We start from the raw sequence: 17271 nt of genomic DNA, 5'->3' as shown, positions 1-17271 counted from the left end.
TAGAAATTGAACTATCTAAGTTTTTTAGTCCTTCCAGCATTTATATATTTATTCTCAATTGAGTCATAAATTCTATTTATATAAAGTCCATCAAATTTATCAAGCTCTCCAAGTCCGTGCATATGTAACTTCACTTCAATTCCTTCTTTTTGAAGCCTAGTCTTTAAAGAATGATCTTCATCTGATGCCATATCATTCTTTACGTGATCACCTGCCACAAGTAATAAAGGAACAAGTTTTGTCTTATTTATTCCTTTTTTCTTTAACTTCTTTACTACATTTTCAACTGTTGGATACCCTTCTACAGTTGCCACAAAAACATTCTCATAATCTTCATCTACCAAAACAGTTTGCAGCATTCCATAGACCGCATTAGATGGATGCTCTGTACCGTGGCCAAATAATATTACACTTTCTTCACCTTTGAAAACATCTTTAATACTTTCAATAAATAAAGAATAATCTTCTGGTAATCCATTCATTCCTTGATAAAAAAATATTGGTCTTCCAAGCTTAAGATCTTTAAAATCATTTTTCCTTTGCTCCACAACACCTTTGATGTAATCAAATTCTTCTCCTGGAATTATATGAAGCGGCTGCACTATAACTTCTTCAAATCCTCTAGATTTTAAATCTTCTAGTGCTTCTTCTGGTGTTAATATATCCAAATTATCCTTTGCCTTTAATTTCTTTATTATAAAATGAGCTGTAAAAGCTCTAAAAACTTCATAATCTTTAAATTCCTCTTTGATTTTATTTTCAATTTTTTCAATTGAACTCTTAAGTGCCTCTAAATGGCTTGTTCCGAAACTAACTACTAAAATAGCTTTTCTCATGTATTTTCCTCCTAAAATTGTCTTAAAAAAGACCTTAATTTAATAAATTTATAAATATTTCATAAGATTTATAATTTGGAATATATAAAAATCCCCTTTATCGTTAGATAAGGAGGAAATACATAACAAATTAAGAATGTACAATATACTCTACTACATCCCGCTATTTGCAAGTTTTCTTCCCTCCGAAGAATAGCATTTTTATAAACTCCTAGGCAGGTCTCCTGACTTTGGCCTCATCCTAATTCTCTTCCTTCCCAAGAAAATTTCTCAGTGGATTTTTTAGTATACTATTTAAAAGCAGCTAATTCTTAATTAATGAGCACTTTTATTATATACTTTAGAGATTAGTCTTCCATCACAGTAGCGGGGGCTGTAGTGGATTTTAACCACTTTCCCTTTTAATCATATACACTTAACCTTATATGAACCTAAAAATCATTTCTTATTGTATTTTAAATTATATAGGACTATTGTATTTTATTCAACTAAAAATGAGGTTTATTGTTGACAGTATCTGCTTGTCAGCAATAAACCTCAAAATAATTTTAATATAATAAGGTAACCATAAAATTGTAGTCATTAAATCTTTACTGGGAAATTAAAATCCTCATTCTTTCTTACAGCTTTGTTTTATTAGTTGATTAGTATAGACTGTAGCTCCCGTTACCAGTATGCCTTGAATTACTGATTCTACGCTAGGGCCCATGATTCCAACAGCCCCTAATATTCCTAGAAATAATAATATCATCGGAATATATTTATCGTTAATTTTTTCTGTATTTTTTATTACCATACCAACAATATATAGAGCTGGAATCAAAATCAGAGCATTTTGTGTTATATACTGTGCAAAATCCATACACTTGTCCCTCCTTTAACCAAAAAATTTCTCTAACTTAAAATAATTTTAAATATGATATAATATTCTGCTTTATTATGTTATATGCGTTATGTCAAGTTTTGTTTCTACATTAATAAAATTCTCATCAAATTTTCACTTCTCTAATTGCCATAAAAATAGAATTAATATCTGTTTTTTTGCAAGTACCCCACTAATAATTATATTTAAATAAAAGTCAACTATTCCACTTACTGAAATACTCACCACATTTAACATTTTCAAAGAAATAATTTACAACCATCAATATTACTGTATAATTTAAATATAACTTGTTAACCTAATATAAATAAAAAAAGCTAGAAGGGATTGATATAATAATGTCAGCATATATGATTACATATTTTTTAAGCGATACTCATGGCCATCATCACGAACACGGTGATGATTGTGGATGTGGAGAAGATCATTCTCATGAACATGGTGATAGCTGTGGATGCGGAGAAGATCATTCTCATGAACATGTACACAATGGCACTAATATACCAGGAAAAATTAAATCTTTAGGCTCATGGGCTCAATTTATGCCTGAAGGATTCTTTGTAAAAACAGATACATTATCTGCAAAAGAAATATTTGATGAAGTAAGCTCTGTCGCTAATGGAGGAGATATTATCTTTGTAACAAAGATTGATGGTGAAACTTCAGCATGCGCAAATCCTGCTGTATTAGAGTGGATTTCAAAATAATAGTTTCAAGTAATATACCTTAAACAGGTAATATAAATTAAAAAAGAGGATTATCAAATTTTATTTTGACAATCCTCTTTTTGCTTTTAAAATTATTAGCTAACATAAATTTCAATTGCTCTTCTACATTCTAGTATTAATTAAGCATTTGGTTTACTTAAGCTTTAAATGTAAATTTATTATAAAATATAGTAATTTATCATAAAAAATAATACCCATCAAAATTAAACTGTTCATAAACAATAAAATCTCAATGGATATCCCACAAAATATTAAAAAGGAGTCGTAATTCCGTATGATCAAAAAATCATACAAGAGGAGCGATGAGTATATTTTACAATATACACCTCTATTTAAATTACTAACTATATAATAGTTTAACAGATTTTCAGGGAAAAACAAGTATGTTTTTTAAATATTTAGAAAATTATGATTTGTATAAAATGTAACAAATCATTTTTACATTTTAAGCACTCTTCTCTAACTCTTTCCTTTTTTACGGATATATTCAAAAAAGTTGTTGACATAATAAATAAATGGGTGTAGAATAATATTTGTTGTGAGGCCCATTGGTCAAGCGGTTAAGACGCCACCCTCTCACGGTGAAATCAGGAGTTCGATTCTCCTATGGGTCACCAAGTTAGAAAACATCAAGGTTTTAAGTATTTAAAATCTTGATGTTTTTATTATTTTACACCATTTTTACACCATAAATTTTTATTGATAAATTCACATTTTTAATTTGTGTTTTTAGGTCCTATTGCGTAATTTTATTCTAGCTAGAACTAAAAAAACATCTATATTTCTATAGATGTTTTAATTCTAATTATATTAATAATGGGAATTTATATTTTATTTATGCTTGTTCTCCGCATCAAAAGCAATTTATAACTCTGCAAATTGAAATCTGTATGGTTCTTTATAAGGTAAAATCACATATGCGTAGGCGGATTTATTATGTTCCATATTTCCTTCAATAATTGATATCTCCAATTATTCTGTAAATTAAGTTTTTTACCAATTAGTGGATAATAGCACGCCTTATGCACCTTGGTTCCTGATTGTCTTTCGCTATTTTTGTATATATAAAAATCATCATCCAATTGTTTTTCAGGGTTATGTGGACCAAGTCCATTACATAATACCAATTGCTGTATTTCACCAAGTTCGTTTTGATTTGCAATATATTCTTTATTTGGATGAATATTCCCAGACTTATAATCAATATGGGGTCTTAACGTTTCTTTTTTTGATACTCCATTATTGATAATTTCTTTAGATGCTTCAATCCTAACCGATTCTGTTATTCGAAATAAACTCAAACATATATTATCATAAACAATACCCAATTCTTCATTATTAACTATTTTGTATTGATACCAAGAAATATCTGATAAATTATCTTTTCCATTATGTTTTTTTTCATCCAATACTAAATTAATTCCTTTCTCTAAGCTTATTTCTCTTGGTAATTTTTTTAAAATACTATTTTGCTCCATCACTGATTCCTTTCTACAAATTATAATTTATCTTTCAATTCAACATATTTTCAAAATACCATACTTATCACTTCTAAAAGAACAAGTTTTATTTACCATCACCAATCCCAGCTTCGTAGTATTAGCCTAATGGGTATATGAATAATTTACATTTTTTTATTATTGTTATTTCGATCCAGATTAAAATCATATCTTATAGATTATAACTTATTTAAAAATCCTACCTGATATGCTATGTCTCTTTTGAATTTTGCAAGTGGAACTTCACTAAATTTACTTTTATCAATAGGTCCATTTAATACTACTTGCTCAACAAAATTTGGTATACTTGTATAACATCCAAGTTTTATTAATCTTCTAATTTCTGTATTGCTATATTTTTTTCGCTGTTTGTACATATTTACAACAATATCTTTATGAGTATTATATGAAGACTCTAACTCAAATAAATTAATGCTATGTTGAGTTTCCATACATATTCCTGTTTTGGGTTCAATTTTTATTTTAATATTTTTATTAGTAATAGGTTTTGTATCATCTATCACCTTAAACTTGAATATATAATCATTTTCAAAACCAGTATTGTATAAGTTATGAATATTTAAAATAGTATCACTTTTGAAACTACTATTACATATATTACAACTAGGTATAAGATTAAATAATGACAAAGCTAAGTATGGATAATTTGTTTTAGGATAGAAATGATCTAGTGCTGGCTTATAACTTTTACTCTGACCAATAATTAGATTTGTGTAAATTCGATTACAATACGGACAAGTCATTACACCAATTTCTTTAATAAAATTATATCCTCCCCAGAACAATTTCACTTCATCAGCTCTCATTGTATATTTCAATTGATTATAGTTACCCCAAAATTCGTTTCTCATATGAATCAAATCTAATTTCATACTATCAAATATTTTTAAATCCTCATCCAAAATTATTCTTGTGTTAGGAATAGTAAAAGTTAGAATTTTATTTTTCCATTGATTTGTAATGCTTGTTATTTCAAACTTTGTTCCTATATATATCTTATTCATATTATTAATAGAATTAATAATGCTTTTTCTTAGCTCAATTATATTTAGTGTACCTTTATAAAATCCTTTTCTCTTTTTATTTTTAATTTCCCTTTTCCAACTTGATATAATATTTATACTTTCATTATATAATTTTGCTTCAGAAAAATTTTCATAATCAAATATTCTCATTATTAAATCTTTCATAACAACTTGATTTCCTTTGTTATCCATGATATTCGTTTTATTATTTTCTATATTTATATAATCTTTGTGAATTTTAGAAATTATTCTTTTAATTTCAATATCATCTCCTATTAAAATATTACTTAATTCACAGATAATTTTATCAATAAAAGATATTTCTGAAGTATACTTGCCTCCTGATAACAAAATGCTTCTTTTTGAATTTAATTTATCTTTTATTTTCTTATAATATTTTATTTTGTGAAAATCCTTTGCTCTTTGAAACTTATTGTTTTCTTTGCATTGTATCTTCAACATTACTTTCTCCTCCATTTTTTAATGCATTAATGAGTCTTTCATAATATTCAATCATCTCTGTTTTATAATCTTGTCCCATTTTTTCACTCAGTTTTTCCATTAAACTATTCTGAATCAATGGTTCTTCAATAAGCTTAACTATATCTATATAATATCTTATTTGTTCTTTAGAAATTTCTTTATTATTTGAATCGTTAGAAATCTTCCTTATTACTTCTGTAATGTATTCTCCTTTATTTCCATCTGCTAAAAAAAATGCATCATCTAATAAATCAATAATATTTGCTCCAAGCGTCTTATATTCTGAGTCTTTCTTTATTTTCACTTCATCATTCTCTTTATTTTCACAAAGTAAAACTGTATTATTCTTAGGAATATCCGATAAAATGTATGGTTCATTTGTTGTCATAATAACGTGAATACTCTTATATTTTTCTTTATCAAATAATATTTTCAATAAATTATTTAATAAATATATAAGCTTTCTTTTCCATTCTGGATGTAGATGAATATCTAATTCATCCATTAATATAACAATATTATTAACTTCTTTATTATCTTTTATCATATCTGAAAATTTAAATAATTTCGAGAATATTTGCACGCATGCCTTTTGTCCAGATGAAAGACCACTAGCGTTTATATAAAAAGGTAACACTTTTGTTGAATTATAAAATTCATTTTGAATATTAGCTAATTCCCTTAAAAAGTCAAAAATCTCCTTATTAGATTCAGTTTTATTAATTTCTTTAGTTAATATTGGAACATTTACTTCCACACTCGAGATGACCCCATCTCCAACATCTTTTATATTATCAAGCTTCCTAATTAGTTTTTCTTCAAAGTAACAATTACATTTTATATTTTCTATATTCTTTATCATTTTAGCTGCAGCTAAAATGAATTCTTTTATTCTAGAATGAATAATTTGTATTTGTCTTTTCATTAAACTCTTGTTACTAGGTAAAAAATTATTAATAAATTCTTCCTTCTTTTCTTCTAGGTTAATTGCAATATTTTCAAGCAAATCTACAATTGAATTGAATTTTTTAAAATCACTTCCATCATTTATAAATGCAACTACTTTTTCTTTTTTTATAAACTGCTCAGATAAAATTAATTCTGCTATTAAATCACAAATTCTTTGATTCAGAAAATCAAAAAAATTATTTTGAGATGATTTTTTCATATGCATTTCAATAAATTGTTCAAAGTTAAATTTATCAATAGCATTATTATTAAATCTTTTCACATCTGAATCGAATAAATTATGATTTTCAGAAGTATAATCTAACATAATATTAAAATATTTAGGCGCCACCAACTTGATACTTTTGATAAGTTCTTCATAGATTGTAGAGCACATAAATTGAATATCCCAATTAAGTAGTTCCATTTGCCAAAAATCAAATGGATTTAAAAGTCTATCTTTAAAATCAACAATTTTAAACAAATCACTTTTCCCTTTTAAATAAGTATTTAACAAATAATGATAAGATAGATTTATACTATTACTATCTACTTTATTATCACAAGTTTTTTCATAAGAATTTGATAAAAATAGCGTAGCCACACTATTTAATTCCGGGAATTCAATTGTTTGTCCATCTTCTTTCACATATAATTTTTCTGCAACTACATCAAAAATATTTATGGTATATTCACTTGTATTATTCTCAAAACAATCCAAAGGAATTTTTTTACTATTAATATATATTTCATTAACAAAACCATTTTCAAAGACGATATATTTTTTATTATTAATTTCATATATGAATATATAATTTTTTTTATATTCCTTTGTAACAACTGAACCTTTATTTGATAATATTTCTGAAATAATTTTTAAAGTTGTGGTCTTTCCAATACCATTTATACCTACTATCGCTGATATTTCTACAGGTATTAAATTTTCTTTTTCATCCAATACATTAAAAAAATTATCACTACTTCTCTCTTTACTCACACCAATTAATTTTTTTAATTTATTGTCATATGAAAATTTATGTTACCAGATAAATTACAGTTATAGTTTCTTAAATTTAAATATTCATCACACCAAAAATATAATATTTTCATTTTTCCTCCGTTATTTCTAGTTTATTTTATAACTTTTACATACATCTCTGTTACTTTATTATGTGCTTCCCATTATAGACATTATGTGAACCTCAAATACATAGTTTATTTTTCACTTAAAGAAATAATAAGTATAAATTATCTAATTTAAATAATCTATCCTTATTATACTACAAAAATTTATAATTTTACCTATATTTATCCAGTGTTTTTCTATTAATCTCTATAAATTAACAAATTACATATGATAGCAAATAATTCATTTCATTAAGCCTTAGCTTTCTAAGTAAGAGAATGCATATAATCTTTACATCCTAATCAATAAAAGACAATCCTTTTTCTACTAGCAGCCTTCCTATTTCAAAAATAGCAGCAAACTCAACATTAGTAACTTTAGCTATAACTTTATTGTCTTCAGTCCTAATAAAATTTTCTCCATCACAGTATACATATTTATATACATCACTGATATCATAATAATATTCTGGCTCCAATTCGCCACCTTGTACTATCCCCATAGTAATAGAATGATTTCCTCCATTGACCCAAGCTATTCCCATTGGAAGCCATACTTCAACAAAGTGATTATTAAAATCTTGTTTCCATTTCTTTTTCTTTCGACCTTCACCTATATCTATAAGTGCTCTAATTAGCCTATCCTTGTGCCATGGCCATGGTAGTATTAAATCAGTACTTAGATTTATTTTCTTTTTGCATTTTACCTCCTCTTTTAAATCATGTATATTAAGATATTTGCCTTGGTTATTAGATATACAAGCCCTTTCTTGAAACCCTACACTACTCCAGCTTAAACCATGGACACTATTATCTTCATCTCCATCTATATATAATAAATATTTCATATAGTCCGTTTGTAATCCTCTACCTAAAATCCTTATTACATCAAATATTGGATGTTGTTTTGCATCTTTACTGACGTTAGACTCTAATATTTCTTTTGCAAAATTAATGATATTATCAAAGTTATATTTTGATGATAATTTTGGTACGTCTTTAGATCCTCTTTCTATCTCTGTAACTGTCTTATTTTTAAAAATCAAATTTTTAAACATCATTATTAGCTCCTTTTTATTAAATCCATTACTATAATACTTTGATGCTACATATAATTATTACAATAAACTAACCTTTTTTATCGCTTAATAAGCTAACATTTTACCAGAACTAAACTAAAAAGAGCTGACAAACATAAAAATCACTATGTCTATCAGCCTCTAAATCTAAATAACTAATTTATCCAAGCACCATCGGCATTAACCTTCCACCCATCAGGCGTAACACAATCACAATACATCTTCCCTTGTTCATCAAAAGCATAACATCCACTATCTATACACTTCCACAAAGGCTTATCCTTACTCCCCCTAAGCATTTTGCAATCAGAATCTAAGTAGTACCAGGACTTATTATTAGTATCATAATACCAGGTATCTTGCAATGCATATCCTTTACCATCAAATATATACCACTCACCATCAATTTCTTTCCAACCATTATATGAGGTATAGTAATATTTATTTTCTATATCCGTGCAATACCACCAGCCAACATCATTACTATTCCAACCAAATTTCCATTCTCCATTGCTAGAACCATCGTCTCTAACTAATCCCTTAACAATAGCTCTTGCAATTACTTCCGGATTATATTTATTTGCATCATCACTATCAGCAAATAAACATTCAACTAAAATTGCAGGCATAATAGTTTCGTTAAGAACAATTAAGTTTCTTGTTTTTACTCCTCTATTAGGTAAGTTCAGAGTACTTGATAATTCATTGCATACTTTAGCAGCATATTGATTAGCTACTTCTGATTTTCCAAATGCTAATACTTCAGGGCCACTACCTCCTCCTGCATTAATATGAATCTCAACATAAAGTTTTATATCTTTTGTCTTTGCTATTTCATTAGCTTGATTTGCTCTTTCATAACAATCTTCACAGTTATAGCTATTGCTCTTATCAATCCTAAGTAAGTTAACACCGTAGCCTTTCTCCTGTAAATACTGTGCAACTAAAGCTCCAATTTCTCTTGTACAATTGCTCTCATCTAACTTATCAATAACTCCACATCCAACATTACCACTAGCGGTATGACCTGCAGCTATTATAAAATTGCTCATTTTACATCTCTCCCTATAATTCTTAATTTTTTAATTACTCATATACGTTATATGAATTTTAACCATATATACTATATGTAGAGGTAAATTTAACATTAGACACAATATATGTAAAATATTTAATTCATAACTCTTAGTTGCAGAAGGAGGCTTATATGGATTTTAATTATATTGAAGTTTTAGTTATCAAGTGTAAAAATAATGATGAAGAAGCAAAAGAAAAATTAGCTGAAGAATTCAGGACTTTAATTTATAATATTTCTAAAAGAACTTTCATTGATGGATATAACGCACATGATATTATGCAGGAATGTTACCAATCACTTTTTAAGTCTGTTTACATGTACAATTTAGAAAAGCATAGATTCGTTGCCTATGCTACTAATGCCATTAAAAATAATATGAGTGATTTAATCAAAAGAATTAAAACTAGAAGATCTACTGAAGGTAGTGATGCATTAAGTTTACATGATAATTTTGAAAGTAATCTTCCTTCAGAAGAAATCTCCACTGAAGTATCATTATGTGAAATGTGTGATTATGAAGATTTAAAATTAGCCCTTAAGAATTTAAATGAAGATGAGCTTGAACTCATAGATTATGTATTCTATAAAAATTATACTGTAAAAGAATATGCTTATTTTAAAAATATGTGCTACTCTACTGCTATCCTAAAAAAGAACACTATTCTAAAGAAAATATTAAACAATATATCGCATTATTATGAAAGCATCAAAGCGTAAAAACTCCAAGGCTAACCTAGGAGTTTTTATTTTATATAACTATATTAATCTATATCCACTTATTCAAAATTAAAATTATTAATAACATCTGTAGTCTTATCAATATAGTTTTGAGCTACTTGATCAATGCTATCACAAATATATTTAAGAGAACATCCTTCACATTTATTAAGTATTCCTTCAGTAATTAAAGAACATTGGAGTTCATCATTAAAAGTAGAATTCCTAATTGCTAAAGCAATCTGCTTTTTATCAAAAATCTCTCCTTCTTCTGAATTAAGTTTAATTTCATCTCTAATCATTTTTACAACACACTCCAATAATTTATTTACAGCTTCAAAATTTAGCAGCTGCTATTATGGATATATGTTTTATGCTGTAACATAACATTAAAATAATGATTAAATTTGTATGCATAATCTCTTAGCCCGCATTTTACAAGCAAATTCTTATATTCTTAAGTTCTCGTATTCTTAAGTTCTCGTATTCTTAAATTCCATTATTCTCAAGTTCTTTTATTCTAAAATTCTAAAAAATATACACCTTGAAAAAAAGCAGTTATGCTGCAATTAGGATCATTACATATAAATTCTTTAGAATTTTAGAATCTCTAATAAATAACCATATATCCTTTACGAGGATACATAAAAATAAGGCTAAGGAGGGTATATAATTTATGGCTAGAAGAAAAACATCAAAGGTTCCTAAAAATGATTTTGAATATGATGAAGGTGAAGTATATGGATTTACTAGCGAAACTCCTATAGCTGGTGACTGCATTTCTTCATTCTCTTTTGATGATGACTCTAATATTAATATTATTCAAAATAGCTCTGATAGTAAATCTAATAATACTGTTATTCAAGAAGATCCTAAAACCAATACTCAAGCTAATACTGCTTCTACTATTAACAGCAATTTTGAAAATAATATAACCAACTCCTTAGAAATAAAAAATACTTTAAGCTCTACTAAAGAACTGTTTGATAATAGAAGAACTCCACTGCCTAATGGTGCTACTCCTGCCATTGATGGTGAAACTCCAAATATTAAAAGAAGCTACACCCTTAGAAGCTCTACCATAAGAAAAATAAATGAATTAAAGAGCATACATCCTGATATAAATGTATGTGTCAGTACCATAGTTGATATTGCTATAAATTATTATCATAATCACATTGCAAACGAAGGCGGCACTCAATAATTTAATTTATCTATTTTAATTTCACATAATTATTTATTTCCTAAATATGAACTAATATATTTTATTTCATATATCCATTATAGGAGGTGATAGATTTATGGAAGTAAATAAATTAATTAACCTTATTGTTAATAATGGTTTTCCAGTGGCAGTGTCTGCATATTTGCTAATACGCTTAGAGAAGCAAATTGTTAGCTTAGCAAGTTCAATTAATAAGTTAAATACCATAATATCAGCTAAACTTGGTGTTGCTATCGATACAGATAATTCTACTGATGATTCTCATAAAGTGGCATGAGTAAAAAGGCGATAAACATTGATTATTAGTGTTTATCGCCTTTAAATCTTGCTCATATTATGAGAGCAAAACGAAATAGTTCAATATGAATTTATATTATAAAAGCATACGCAAGTTAAGAATACTATGTAAAAAGTTAATTACTTTGATATAAACTCATCTTTGAAAATTTAATACTCTCTTTCACAATAATTTACTATTATATTTTATAAGAATGTAATGAATTAGTTTGATGGCTTTTTACATAAATAATGCAAAAATAGACTTGCTACTGCTAACTTATATTTTTTCTCGCAGGAAACAGAATTAGTATCATTCATAAAACTTTGCAAATCTCGTAGCTCAAGTCCTGAATATATAGCTAATGTTTCATAGCTAATTCCAAACTCAGCTATTAGCACATCTATTACCCCTTTAACTCGATCATCTTCATTTACCATCCCTATCCCTTCAGATAGCATGAAAATCATGTTGCATAAATGCGAAGGGTTCGGAATATTGGAATTTTTCAAACTCTCTTCATTATTCTCACCAGAATTTACGATATTGGTAAAAAAATCATATAATTTATTTTTTCCATCCATATAATCTTTCAACCAAACATAATCTACTCCTATCATCTTACTCAAAGATTTCAGTTCAATTTTATATTTTTCAAGCAAATTTTCTATATCTTTTCTTATAACATCTTCAGTTTGATTGAAGTTTGTAGAAACGATAGTCTTAATTGAATTAATTTCCATTATAGCCTCCTTTTATAATATTTATAGTTTATTCTTATTTTGCATTTTATTTGATTTGTGCACTAAAAAGTCGCAAATTCAATCATCTTGAATAATGCAATTTTACAATTTATTATTTGATTTTAATAATTTATGATTTAAGACAAAATATACATTTGCTCTTTATAACATTAGCTACCTCCACTATTTTTTAGATCAACATACCATAATCCTAAATCACTTTTCTCTACAGCTATAAAATCAGGTCCAATTCCTGGATTTTCACAGTAATATTTACCTTTCCATAGTGTTTCATTACTCATATATATATCTGTTTTTAACGCCTTTACTAAATATCCGTTAAAAAACAAGTGTGTTCTTATTGAATTTTCAGGTGTTGAATGGCAAAATAAATAACTTCCTGCAAGCGCCAACACTATTATTACAAATATAATATACTTCTTTAGTTCTTTCACTTGCTGCTCCCCCTCCTTTATCAAAATTCCCACTCTATTAATGAACAATAAATTTACTGTTATGACACAATTTAAGAATATTATTCTTCGACATAATATAAAAATTTCTACTAGAAATAAATTTTACAGGTAATTCAAAGGATTATCTAAAATTTCTTGAATGATATTAAAATATTGTCCAATATGTATTCCATCAACCACGGCATGATGTACCTGTACAGAGATTGGCAACTTAATCCTACCATTCTCTTCAAAGTATTTCCCCCATGATATTCTTGGTATGCTATCAACAGGATTCATCTGAATTGGGTGAGTTATATTAGTAAATGAAACCCATGGAATGCTGGTAATGTATAATAGGTCGTCACGCCTTGGTTCATCTTCTATAATAACGTTGTTTTTTACCTTCTCAATTTCCTTTAATGTATTATTTTTGAATTCCTTAAATCCCTCTATAAAATTAGATGTGCAGAAACTAAATATTTCCCCCTCTGTCATCACAGTAAAAGAAGGGCTTACAGTTTTATGTTCAATCACCTTATCTTCTCTTATTCTAAATCTAAATTCTTTTACATTGTTTGCTGCTTTTGTGGAAACATATAACATTGATACAAAAAACGGAAAATCATTTTCTTTAATATATCTATAAAACTTTGTAATATCAAGGTTTCCACAAATATTAAAATGCGGGTAATCAACTTTCTTAAAATAATTATAGTGATCTTTTCTCTTCCAGTTTTCTATATCTATAAATTTCATTAGGATATCACTCTCCATTAAAATTTTATTATCTATATTGCACAATAATTTATTATCAAGAAATATTTTAAAAAAGCCACCTTAAATTCATTTCTTGTTTTCTTCGAGTGTCTCTAAAATGATGTCCAATTTTTCATTCATTTGTTTATTCTTTTTTATAAAACTTTTAAATGCGTTTACCCCTTTATATATTCCTATTATTATTAAAATTATTAACCCAAAATTGATCCAATTCATAATTAGAGTCATATAATTAATTTGCATAAGCTTTCTCCTAACCACATAAATTGTTTACTTTTAATATAATTTTTTATAAGCCTAGAGTTTTTAACTATTTAATATCACTTTATATAATTATTAGTATATTACAACTGAATTTATTTACAAGTTTTCATATTATTGCATCAATATTATTATGTAACAAATTAAAATAATATAAGGAGTTAAGATGGACAGAATAAAGCTATTATAACCATAATGTATTTTCAAATCTAGGTATAGCTTCATTCAGTCCATCTTTTGTAATCCAACAACGTCGCTTCGCTCCTAAGGAAGAGAAGTTCAAGCTAGTTTATAGATTCTACTGTTTTTAGTACCTATATATTATGGGGGTATAGTCTAAACATTTATAATCTCTACTTCTCATTAATTGTTGTAGCCTGCGGCAGCAAGGAATAAATATATTGGAGCACTACGTTCTCCTTGTGGCTGCGCCACTCTATTAGTTTAGTTTTATTTCTACGTGCTTAATTTAAATTATCTTTATATACCACTAACTAGTTTCTAATTAATTATACTTTATCTATGGTCTTTATGTTATAGCTATTATTGGTATAGCTATATACGCATTTTCTAAAGGACAAGTTTATTTGCTTTAGAGTTCTTTGTGTGCCATATCCACCACCCAAAAATGGACAGGTCATATAGCTACAGGCTTCTAACATTGTAAAAGTCTCCTCATCACTCGGAACCTTTTACAAAGTAAGAATCTGTACGCATTAGACTAGCCCATTGTTTGGGTTCCCGGTGGGGCACTTCGGGATGGCTAATTGAATGATTATATCCAAATGTATGAATATGTAATTGGATTGTCTCATTAAAAATTAGTATAAGAATACTTAGCCACCCCTCTGACTGGAATTTTTGTTTATGGTTCTTTTTTAGTTCATTGTTAAATTATGTTTCTGGTATAGGAAAATGTAAAGATAATGTTTAGTTGGCCAGACAAGCTGACAAGAATTTTGGGGGCTTAGACATGCCATCACAATTATATAAGAAAGCATTAGTAATGTGATGGCGTGCCTATCTTGTACAGGCTTAGGTTTATTTCTGTAATATTTGATTATCTGGTTTTTCCTCTCTAAAAATCCAATCACTAAAAATAATAAATTGTATTACAGGGAAATTATTTTTACTGATACGATTTTCAGAGCTGTTACCTATATCTAATTATGCAGAAGTATTAGAAAAGCCAGTCCAAGACCGCCCCCATTGATAAACTCTAGATTATACATTTTATATAGTTTTTTCATATAACATGGTACATTTATTTAAAATGTAGCTCAAGACACGCTTCGCTTTTGGTCTTGACCTGCCTTTTAAATAAATAGGTAAAGTTAATATGAAAAATCTATGTGATATTATACCGCTTGATTGGACATGCTGTTTTTAATTTATCGGTTGAACCTTTAAGAATATAGCTTATATTATTTTCTTTAATCATAGGTTCCTAGTGCTAAGTGCTTGTCCTTATTATCTCTTTATATATAGGGGATTTCTCCCCTTATGTATTTAGTATGACAGCTCCTCGCATGATAAACTTTCTAATATATTTTCATGTTCTGCATTTACTTGTTTATAATATTCTTCCCTGGCTTTTTCTATATCTTCATTTCTTTCAGCTTCATAATCTACAAAACTGTTACCCTCAATTTTGCCTCTAAATGACTTCCAAAATTCATAATCATCACTTGTAACACTGAATATTCCTTTTCTTGCTATATTCTTGTTATAACTTAATTTCAATCCATAAAGACTTAATGGTGCGCCTTCATACTCAATAATTATTGATCCATTCTTTAGTCTATACGCTGTTTCAGAAAATCTGAATTCTTTATTTTCGCTTAAATATCTGTACTCTGCTATTAATGTTTTTGATTCATATTTTCTCTTTTCCACTTTTATGGCCACCTTTTCTTTTTAGTTCCTCTCCTACCATATTTTTATTATGCCCACTTACATAAATTTTAGACATTATTTATGTACAAAAAAGCACCTTTTCAGGTACTTTCATTATTTATAATTTATTCTCCAATACATAGTTTCATATACCCTCTTATCGCTTTACTAACATCTTTTCCATTCCTATGACAATACGCCTCAAAGTCTTCATATAACTTGATTTCACATTCCACATGAAGTTGCTTTGTTGGTGGTTTTTCTTTTTTTATTCTATTTCTATTTTCCATTATTATTCCACTCCTTATCTGTAAAATATTCTAGCCAACAATCAAATTTCTTATACTTAAATAGTTAAAAAATATATACAAATAAGTACAAACGCATACGAATATTTGTTCGCGTAATTGGCAATAATTATAATATAAGGTTAAGAGAGGATTTGAAAAAATATGAGAAACTTCACATTTACAAAATGGCTTACTACTAAAGAAGCTTTTAATTCCTACGGACACTATAAAGAATGGCTTTCTATTTTATCAAAAGAAGAATCTAAAAGAACTGATTTATATTATCACGAAAAATATCAATACTTTATAAATTACCTACAGACTGAATGGGATTAGAGAAATACGCATCTCTATCCCCTTCTAAAAGTTTCTATATGAAAGGATTAAATCTAATGACATTTGCAACATGGCTTATAAAAGAAAAAGGCTTTGTATCAAAAGCTCAATTTGATTCACTTGTAAATACACTACCATATGAGGGCAGAAGAAAGTTAATCATATACTATAAAATAGAATATGAACATTATCTTGATACAAGACCAATGCAGCTTGAAATTGAAATAAAATAATCCTGGAGAGGTCCTCTCCAGGATTATTTTATTTCTTTTAATATTCCACAAACTACAGAATTAACTGCTAAAATTATAGGACAAGCTTATGTTGTTTTTTTAGCAAATACTTAAGCCCATAGAAAATAAATATTGTACAGGGGTGAGCGCAGCGAATTTCCCCTTTACAATATTTATTTTCTATTGGTATAATTGCTCTCCCAAAAAACATTATTTTAGATAAGTTCCATTACTATAATCTTAAAATCCAACTTTTCTTTATTCAACGCTATATCCATTTATTGAAATTATTTTTATTAATGGAGCTTGTTTAAAATTTCCTTTTTGGCACTTCCATATACCATAAATTATCT

Annotated in this window: 21 protein-coding genes, 1 tRNA gene and 1 riboswitch; of the genes, 7 read left to right on the top strand and 15 right to left on the bottom strand. The window is 27.4% G+C overall.

Features of this window, described 5'->3' with window-relative positions:
• Positions 1–11 precede the first annotated feature (11 nt).
• Together AXY43_RS26890 and AXY43_RS26885 are read right to left on the bottom strand one after the other, a co-directional pair.
• Positions 12–836, bottom strand: coding sequence for a sirohydrochlorin cobaltochelatase (locus AXY43_RS26890; protein ID WP_105412462.1), 825 nt, complete (start codon positions 834–836; stop codon positions 12–14).
• Between the two features lie 197 nt (positions 837–1033).
• Positions 1034–1286, bottom strand: a riboswitch (cobalamin riboswitch).
• 160 nt (positions 1287–1446) lie between these two features.
• A complete protein-coding gene (locus AXY43_RS26885; protein WP_012058524.1) occupies positions 1447–1698 on the bottom strand; it encodes a phage holin family protein in 252 nt (83 codons plus the stop codon).
• Between the two features lie 359 nt (positions 1699–2057).
• Here AXY43_RS26885 and AXY43_RS26880 point away from each other — a divergent pair, with 359 nt between their 5' ends.
• Positions 2058–2426 carry a hypothetical protein gene (locus AXY43_RS26880; RefSeq protein WP_105412461.1) on the top strand — a complete coding sequence of 123 codons (369 nt, stop codon included), beginning with the start codon at positions 2058–2060 and terminating at the stop codon, positions 2424–2426.
• Positions 2427–2989: 563 nt separating this feature from the next.
• Positions 2990–3064 (top strand) — tRNA-Glu (locus tag AXY43_RS26875).
• Between the two features lie 294 nt (positions 3065–3358).
• On the opposite strand, the gene AXY43_RS26870 is transcribed toward AXY43_RS26875, so the two are convergent.
• The 5 genes from AXY43_RS26870 to AXY43_RS26850 form a co-directional block, all read right to left on the bottom strand.
• A complete protein-coding gene (locus AXY43_RS26870) occupies positions 3359–3925 on the bottom strand; it encodes a hypothetical protein (protein WP_105412460.1) in 567 nt (188 codons plus the stop codon).
• Positions 3926–4125: 200 nt separating this feature from the next.
• Positions 4126–5454 (bottom strand): hypothetical protein, encoded by a 1329-nt coding sequence (locus AXY43_RS26865; protein WP_105412459.1) that lies wholly within the window; start codon positions 5452–5454, stop codon positions 4126–4128.
• Positions 5423–7420, bottom strand: coding sequence for an AAA family ATPase (locus tag AXY43_RS26860; protein ID WP_243099122.1), 1998 nt, complete (start codon positions 7418–7420; stop codon positions 5423–5425). The genes AXY43_RS26865 and AXY43_RS26860 overlap by 32 nt, the downstream gene beginning before the upstream one ends.
• Before the next feature lie 427 nt (positions 7421–7847).
• Positions 7848–8609: a DUF6710 family protein gene (locus AXY43_RS26855; RefSeq protein WP_243099121.1), complete on the bottom strand. Its 762-nt coding sequence runs from the start codon at positions 8607–8609 to the stop codon at positions 7848–7850.
• 173 nt (positions 8610–8782) lie between these two features.
• Complete coding sequence (locus tag AXY43_RS26850; RefSeq protein WP_105412456.1) at positions 8783–9679, bottom strand: N-acetylmuramoyl-L-alanine amidase; 897 nt, start codon at positions 9677–9679, stop codon at positions 8783–8785.
• 155 nt (positions 9680–9834) lie between these two features.
• Between AXY43_RS26850 and AXY43_RS26845 the strand changes: the two genes are divergently transcribed.
• The gene (locus AXY43_RS26845; protein WP_105412455.1) at positions 9835–10422 is read left to right on the top strand and encodes a sigma-70 family RNA polymerase sigma factor; all 588 of its coding nucleotides are present in this window, start codon (positions 9835–9837) and stop codon (positions 10420–10422) included.
• Between the two features lie 59 nt (positions 10423–10481).
• Here AXY43_RS26845 and AXY43_RS26840 read toward each other — a convergent pair whose 3' ends face one another.
• On the bottom strand, positions 10482–10724 hold the full coding sequence (locus AXY43_RS26840; RefSeq protein ID WP_078115686.1) for a hypothetical protein: 243 nt from the start codon (positions 10722–10724) through the stop codon (positions 10482–10484).
• Positions 10725–11098: 374 nt separating this feature from the next.
• Here AXY43_RS26840 and AXY43_RS26835 point away from each other — a divergent pair, with 374 nt between their 5' ends.
• The gene (locus AXY43_RS26835; protein ID WP_012058515.1) at positions 11099–11626 is read left to right on the top strand and encodes a hypothetical protein; all 528 of its coding nucleotides are present in this window, start codon (positions 11099–11101) and stop codon (positions 11624–11626) included.
• Between the two features lie 97 nt (positions 11627–11723).
• On the top strand, positions 11724–11924 hold the full coding sequence (locus tag AXY43_RS26830) for a YvrJ family protein (protein WP_105412454.1): 201 nt from the start codon (positions 11724–11726) through the stop codon (positions 11922–11924).
• Positions 11925–12148: 224 nt separating this feature from the next.
• Here AXY43_RS26830 and AXY43_RS26825 read toward each other — a convergent pair whose 3' ends face one another.
• From AXY43_RS26825 to AXY43_RS28295, 7 genes are all read right to left on the bottom strand, one after another.
• The gene (locus AXY43_RS26825; protein WP_012058513.1) at positions 12149–12667 is read right to left on the bottom strand and encodes an HTH domain-containing protein; all 519 of its coding nucleotides are present in this window, start codon (positions 12665–12667) and stop codon (positions 12149–12151) included.
• A gap of 170 nt (positions 12668–12837) precedes the next feature.
• Positions 12838–13122, bottom strand: a complete 285-nt coding sequence (locus AXY43_RS26820; protein WP_012058512.1) for a hypothetical protein — start codon at positions 13120–13122, stop codon at positions 12838–12840.
• A gap of 123 nt (positions 13123–13245) precedes the next feature.
• Positions 13246–13881, bottom strand: a complete 636-nt coding sequence (locus AXY43_RS26815; RefSeq protein ID WP_012058511.1) for a chloramphenicol acetyltransferase — start codon at positions 13879–13881, stop codon at positions 13246–13248.
• Between the two features lie 87 nt (positions 13882–13968).
• Positions 13969–14145, bottom strand: a complete 177-nt coding sequence (locus tag AXY43_RS28305; RefSeq protein WP_023976700.1) for a hypothetical protein — start codon at positions 14143–14145, stop codon at positions 13969–13971.
• A 527-nt stretch (positions 14146–14672) separates the two neighbouring features.
• Entirely contained in the window at positions 14673–14825 is a 153-nt protein-coding gene (locus tag AXY43_RS28300) for a hypothetical protein (protein WP_023976701.1), read from the bottom strand.
• 847 nt (positions 14826–15672) lie between these two features.
• Positions 15673–16059 carry a hypothetical protein gene (locus AXY43_RS26810; protein ID WP_038457525.1) on the bottom strand — a complete coding sequence of 129 codons (387 nt, stop codon included), beginning with the start codon at positions 16057–16059 and terminating at the stop codon, positions 15673–15675.
• Between the two features lie 125 nt (positions 16060–16184).
• Complete coding sequence (locus tag AXY43_RS28295) at positions 16185–16349, bottom strand: hypothetical protein (RefSeq protein WP_009168805.1); 165 nt, start codon at positions 16347–16349, stop codon at positions 16185–16187.
• A gap of 162 nt (positions 16350–16511) precedes the next feature.
• Between AXY43_RS28295 and AXY43_RS28290 the strand changes: the two genes are divergently transcribed.
• Both AXY43_RS28290 and AXY43_RS26805 read left to right on the top strand, forming a co-directional pair.
• Positions 16512–16685 (top strand): hypothetical protein, encoded by a 174-nt coding sequence (locus tag AXY43_RS28290; RefSeq protein WP_009168804.1) that lies wholly within the window; start codon positions 16512–16514, stop codon positions 16683–16685.
• A gap of 38 nt (positions 16686–16723) precedes the next feature.
• On the top strand, positions 16724–16918 hold the full coding sequence (locus AXY43_RS26805; RefSeq protein WP_172462734.1) for a hypothetical protein: 195 nt from the start codon (positions 16724–16726) through the stop codon (positions 16916–16918).
• Positions 16919–17271: the final 353 nt, after the last annotated feature.

The organism is Clostridium sp. MF28, assembly GCF_002969175.1.
Lineage (GTDB): Bacteria > Bacillota > Clostridia > Clostridiales > Clostridiaceae > Clostridium > Clostridium beijerinckii.
The sequence above is the reverse complement of the archived record's forward strand: the minus strand, read 5'-3'. Positions and strand labels throughout refer to the sequence as shown.

Coding starts and splice junctions, on each gene's coding strand:
- AXY43_RS26865 (WP_105412459.1), bottom strand. CDS start 5,454: ATGTTGAAGATACAATGCAAAGAAAACAATAAGTTTCAAAGAGCAAAG.
- AXY43_RS26830 (WP_105412454.1), top strand. CDS start 11,724: ATGGAAGTAAATAAATTAATTAACCTTATTGTTAATAATGGTTTTCCA.
- AXY43_RS28305 (WP_023976700.1), bottom strand. CDS start 14,145: ATGCAAATTAATTATATGACTCTAATTATGAATTGGATCAATTTTGGG.
- AXY43_RS26850 (WP_105412456.1), bottom strand. CDS start 9,679: ATGAGCAATTTTATAATAGCTGCAGGTCATACCGCTAGTGGTAATGTT.
- AXY43_RS28295 (WP_009168805.1), bottom strand. CDS start 16,349: ATGGAAAATAGAAATAGAATAAAAAAAGAAAAACCACCAACAAAGCAA.
- AXY43_RS26885 (WP_012058524.1), bottom strand. CDS start 1,698: ATGGATTTTGCACAGTATATAACACAAAATGCTCTGATTTTGATTCCA.
- AXY43_RS26845 (WP_105412455.1), top strand. CDS start 9,835: ATGGATTTTAATTATATTGAAGTTTTAGTTATCAAGTGTAAAAATAAT.
- AXY43_RS26835 (WP_012058515.1), top strand. CDS start 11,099: ATGGCTAGAAGAAAAACATCAAAGGTTCCTAAAAATGATTTTGAATAT.
- AXY43_RS26840 (WP_078115686.1), bottom strand. CDS start 10,724: ATGATTAGAGATGAAATTAAACTTAATTCAGAAGAAGGAGAGATTTTT.
- AXY43_RS26890 (WP_105412462.1), bottom strand. CDS start 836: ATGAGAAAAGCTATTTTAGTAGTTAGTTTCGGAACAAGCCATTTAGAG.
- AXY43_RS26825 (WP_012058513.1), bottom strand. CDS start 12,667: ATGGAAATTAATTCAATTAAGACTATCGTTTCTACAAACTTCAATCAA.
- AXY43_RS26805 (WP_172462734.1), top strand. CDS start 16,724: ATGAAAGGATTAAATCTAATGACATTTGCAACATGGCTTATAAAAGAA.
- AXY43_RS28290 (WP_009168804.1), top strand. CDS start 16,512: ATGAGAAACTTCACATTTACAAAATGGCTTACTACTAAAGAAGCTTTT.
- AXY43_RS26870 (WP_105412460.1), bottom strand. CDS start 3,925: ATGGAGCAAAATAGTATTTTAAAAAAATTACCAAGAGAAATAAGCTTA.
- AXY43_RS26815 (WP_012058511.1), bottom strand. CDS start 13,881: ATGAAATTTATAGATATAGAAAACTGGAAGAGAAAAGATCACTATAAT.
- AXY43_RS28300 (WP_023976701.1), bottom strand. CDS start 14,825: ATGTTAGAAGCCTGTAGCTATATGACCTGTCCATTTTTGGGTGGTGGA.
- AXY43_RS26855 (WP_243099121.1), bottom strand. CDS start 8,609: ATGATGTTTAAAAATTTGATTTTTAAAAATAAGACAGTTACAGAGATA.
- AXY43_RS26880 (WP_105412461.1), top strand. CDS start 2,058: ATGTCAGCATATATGATTACATATTTTTTAAGCGATACTCATGGCCAT.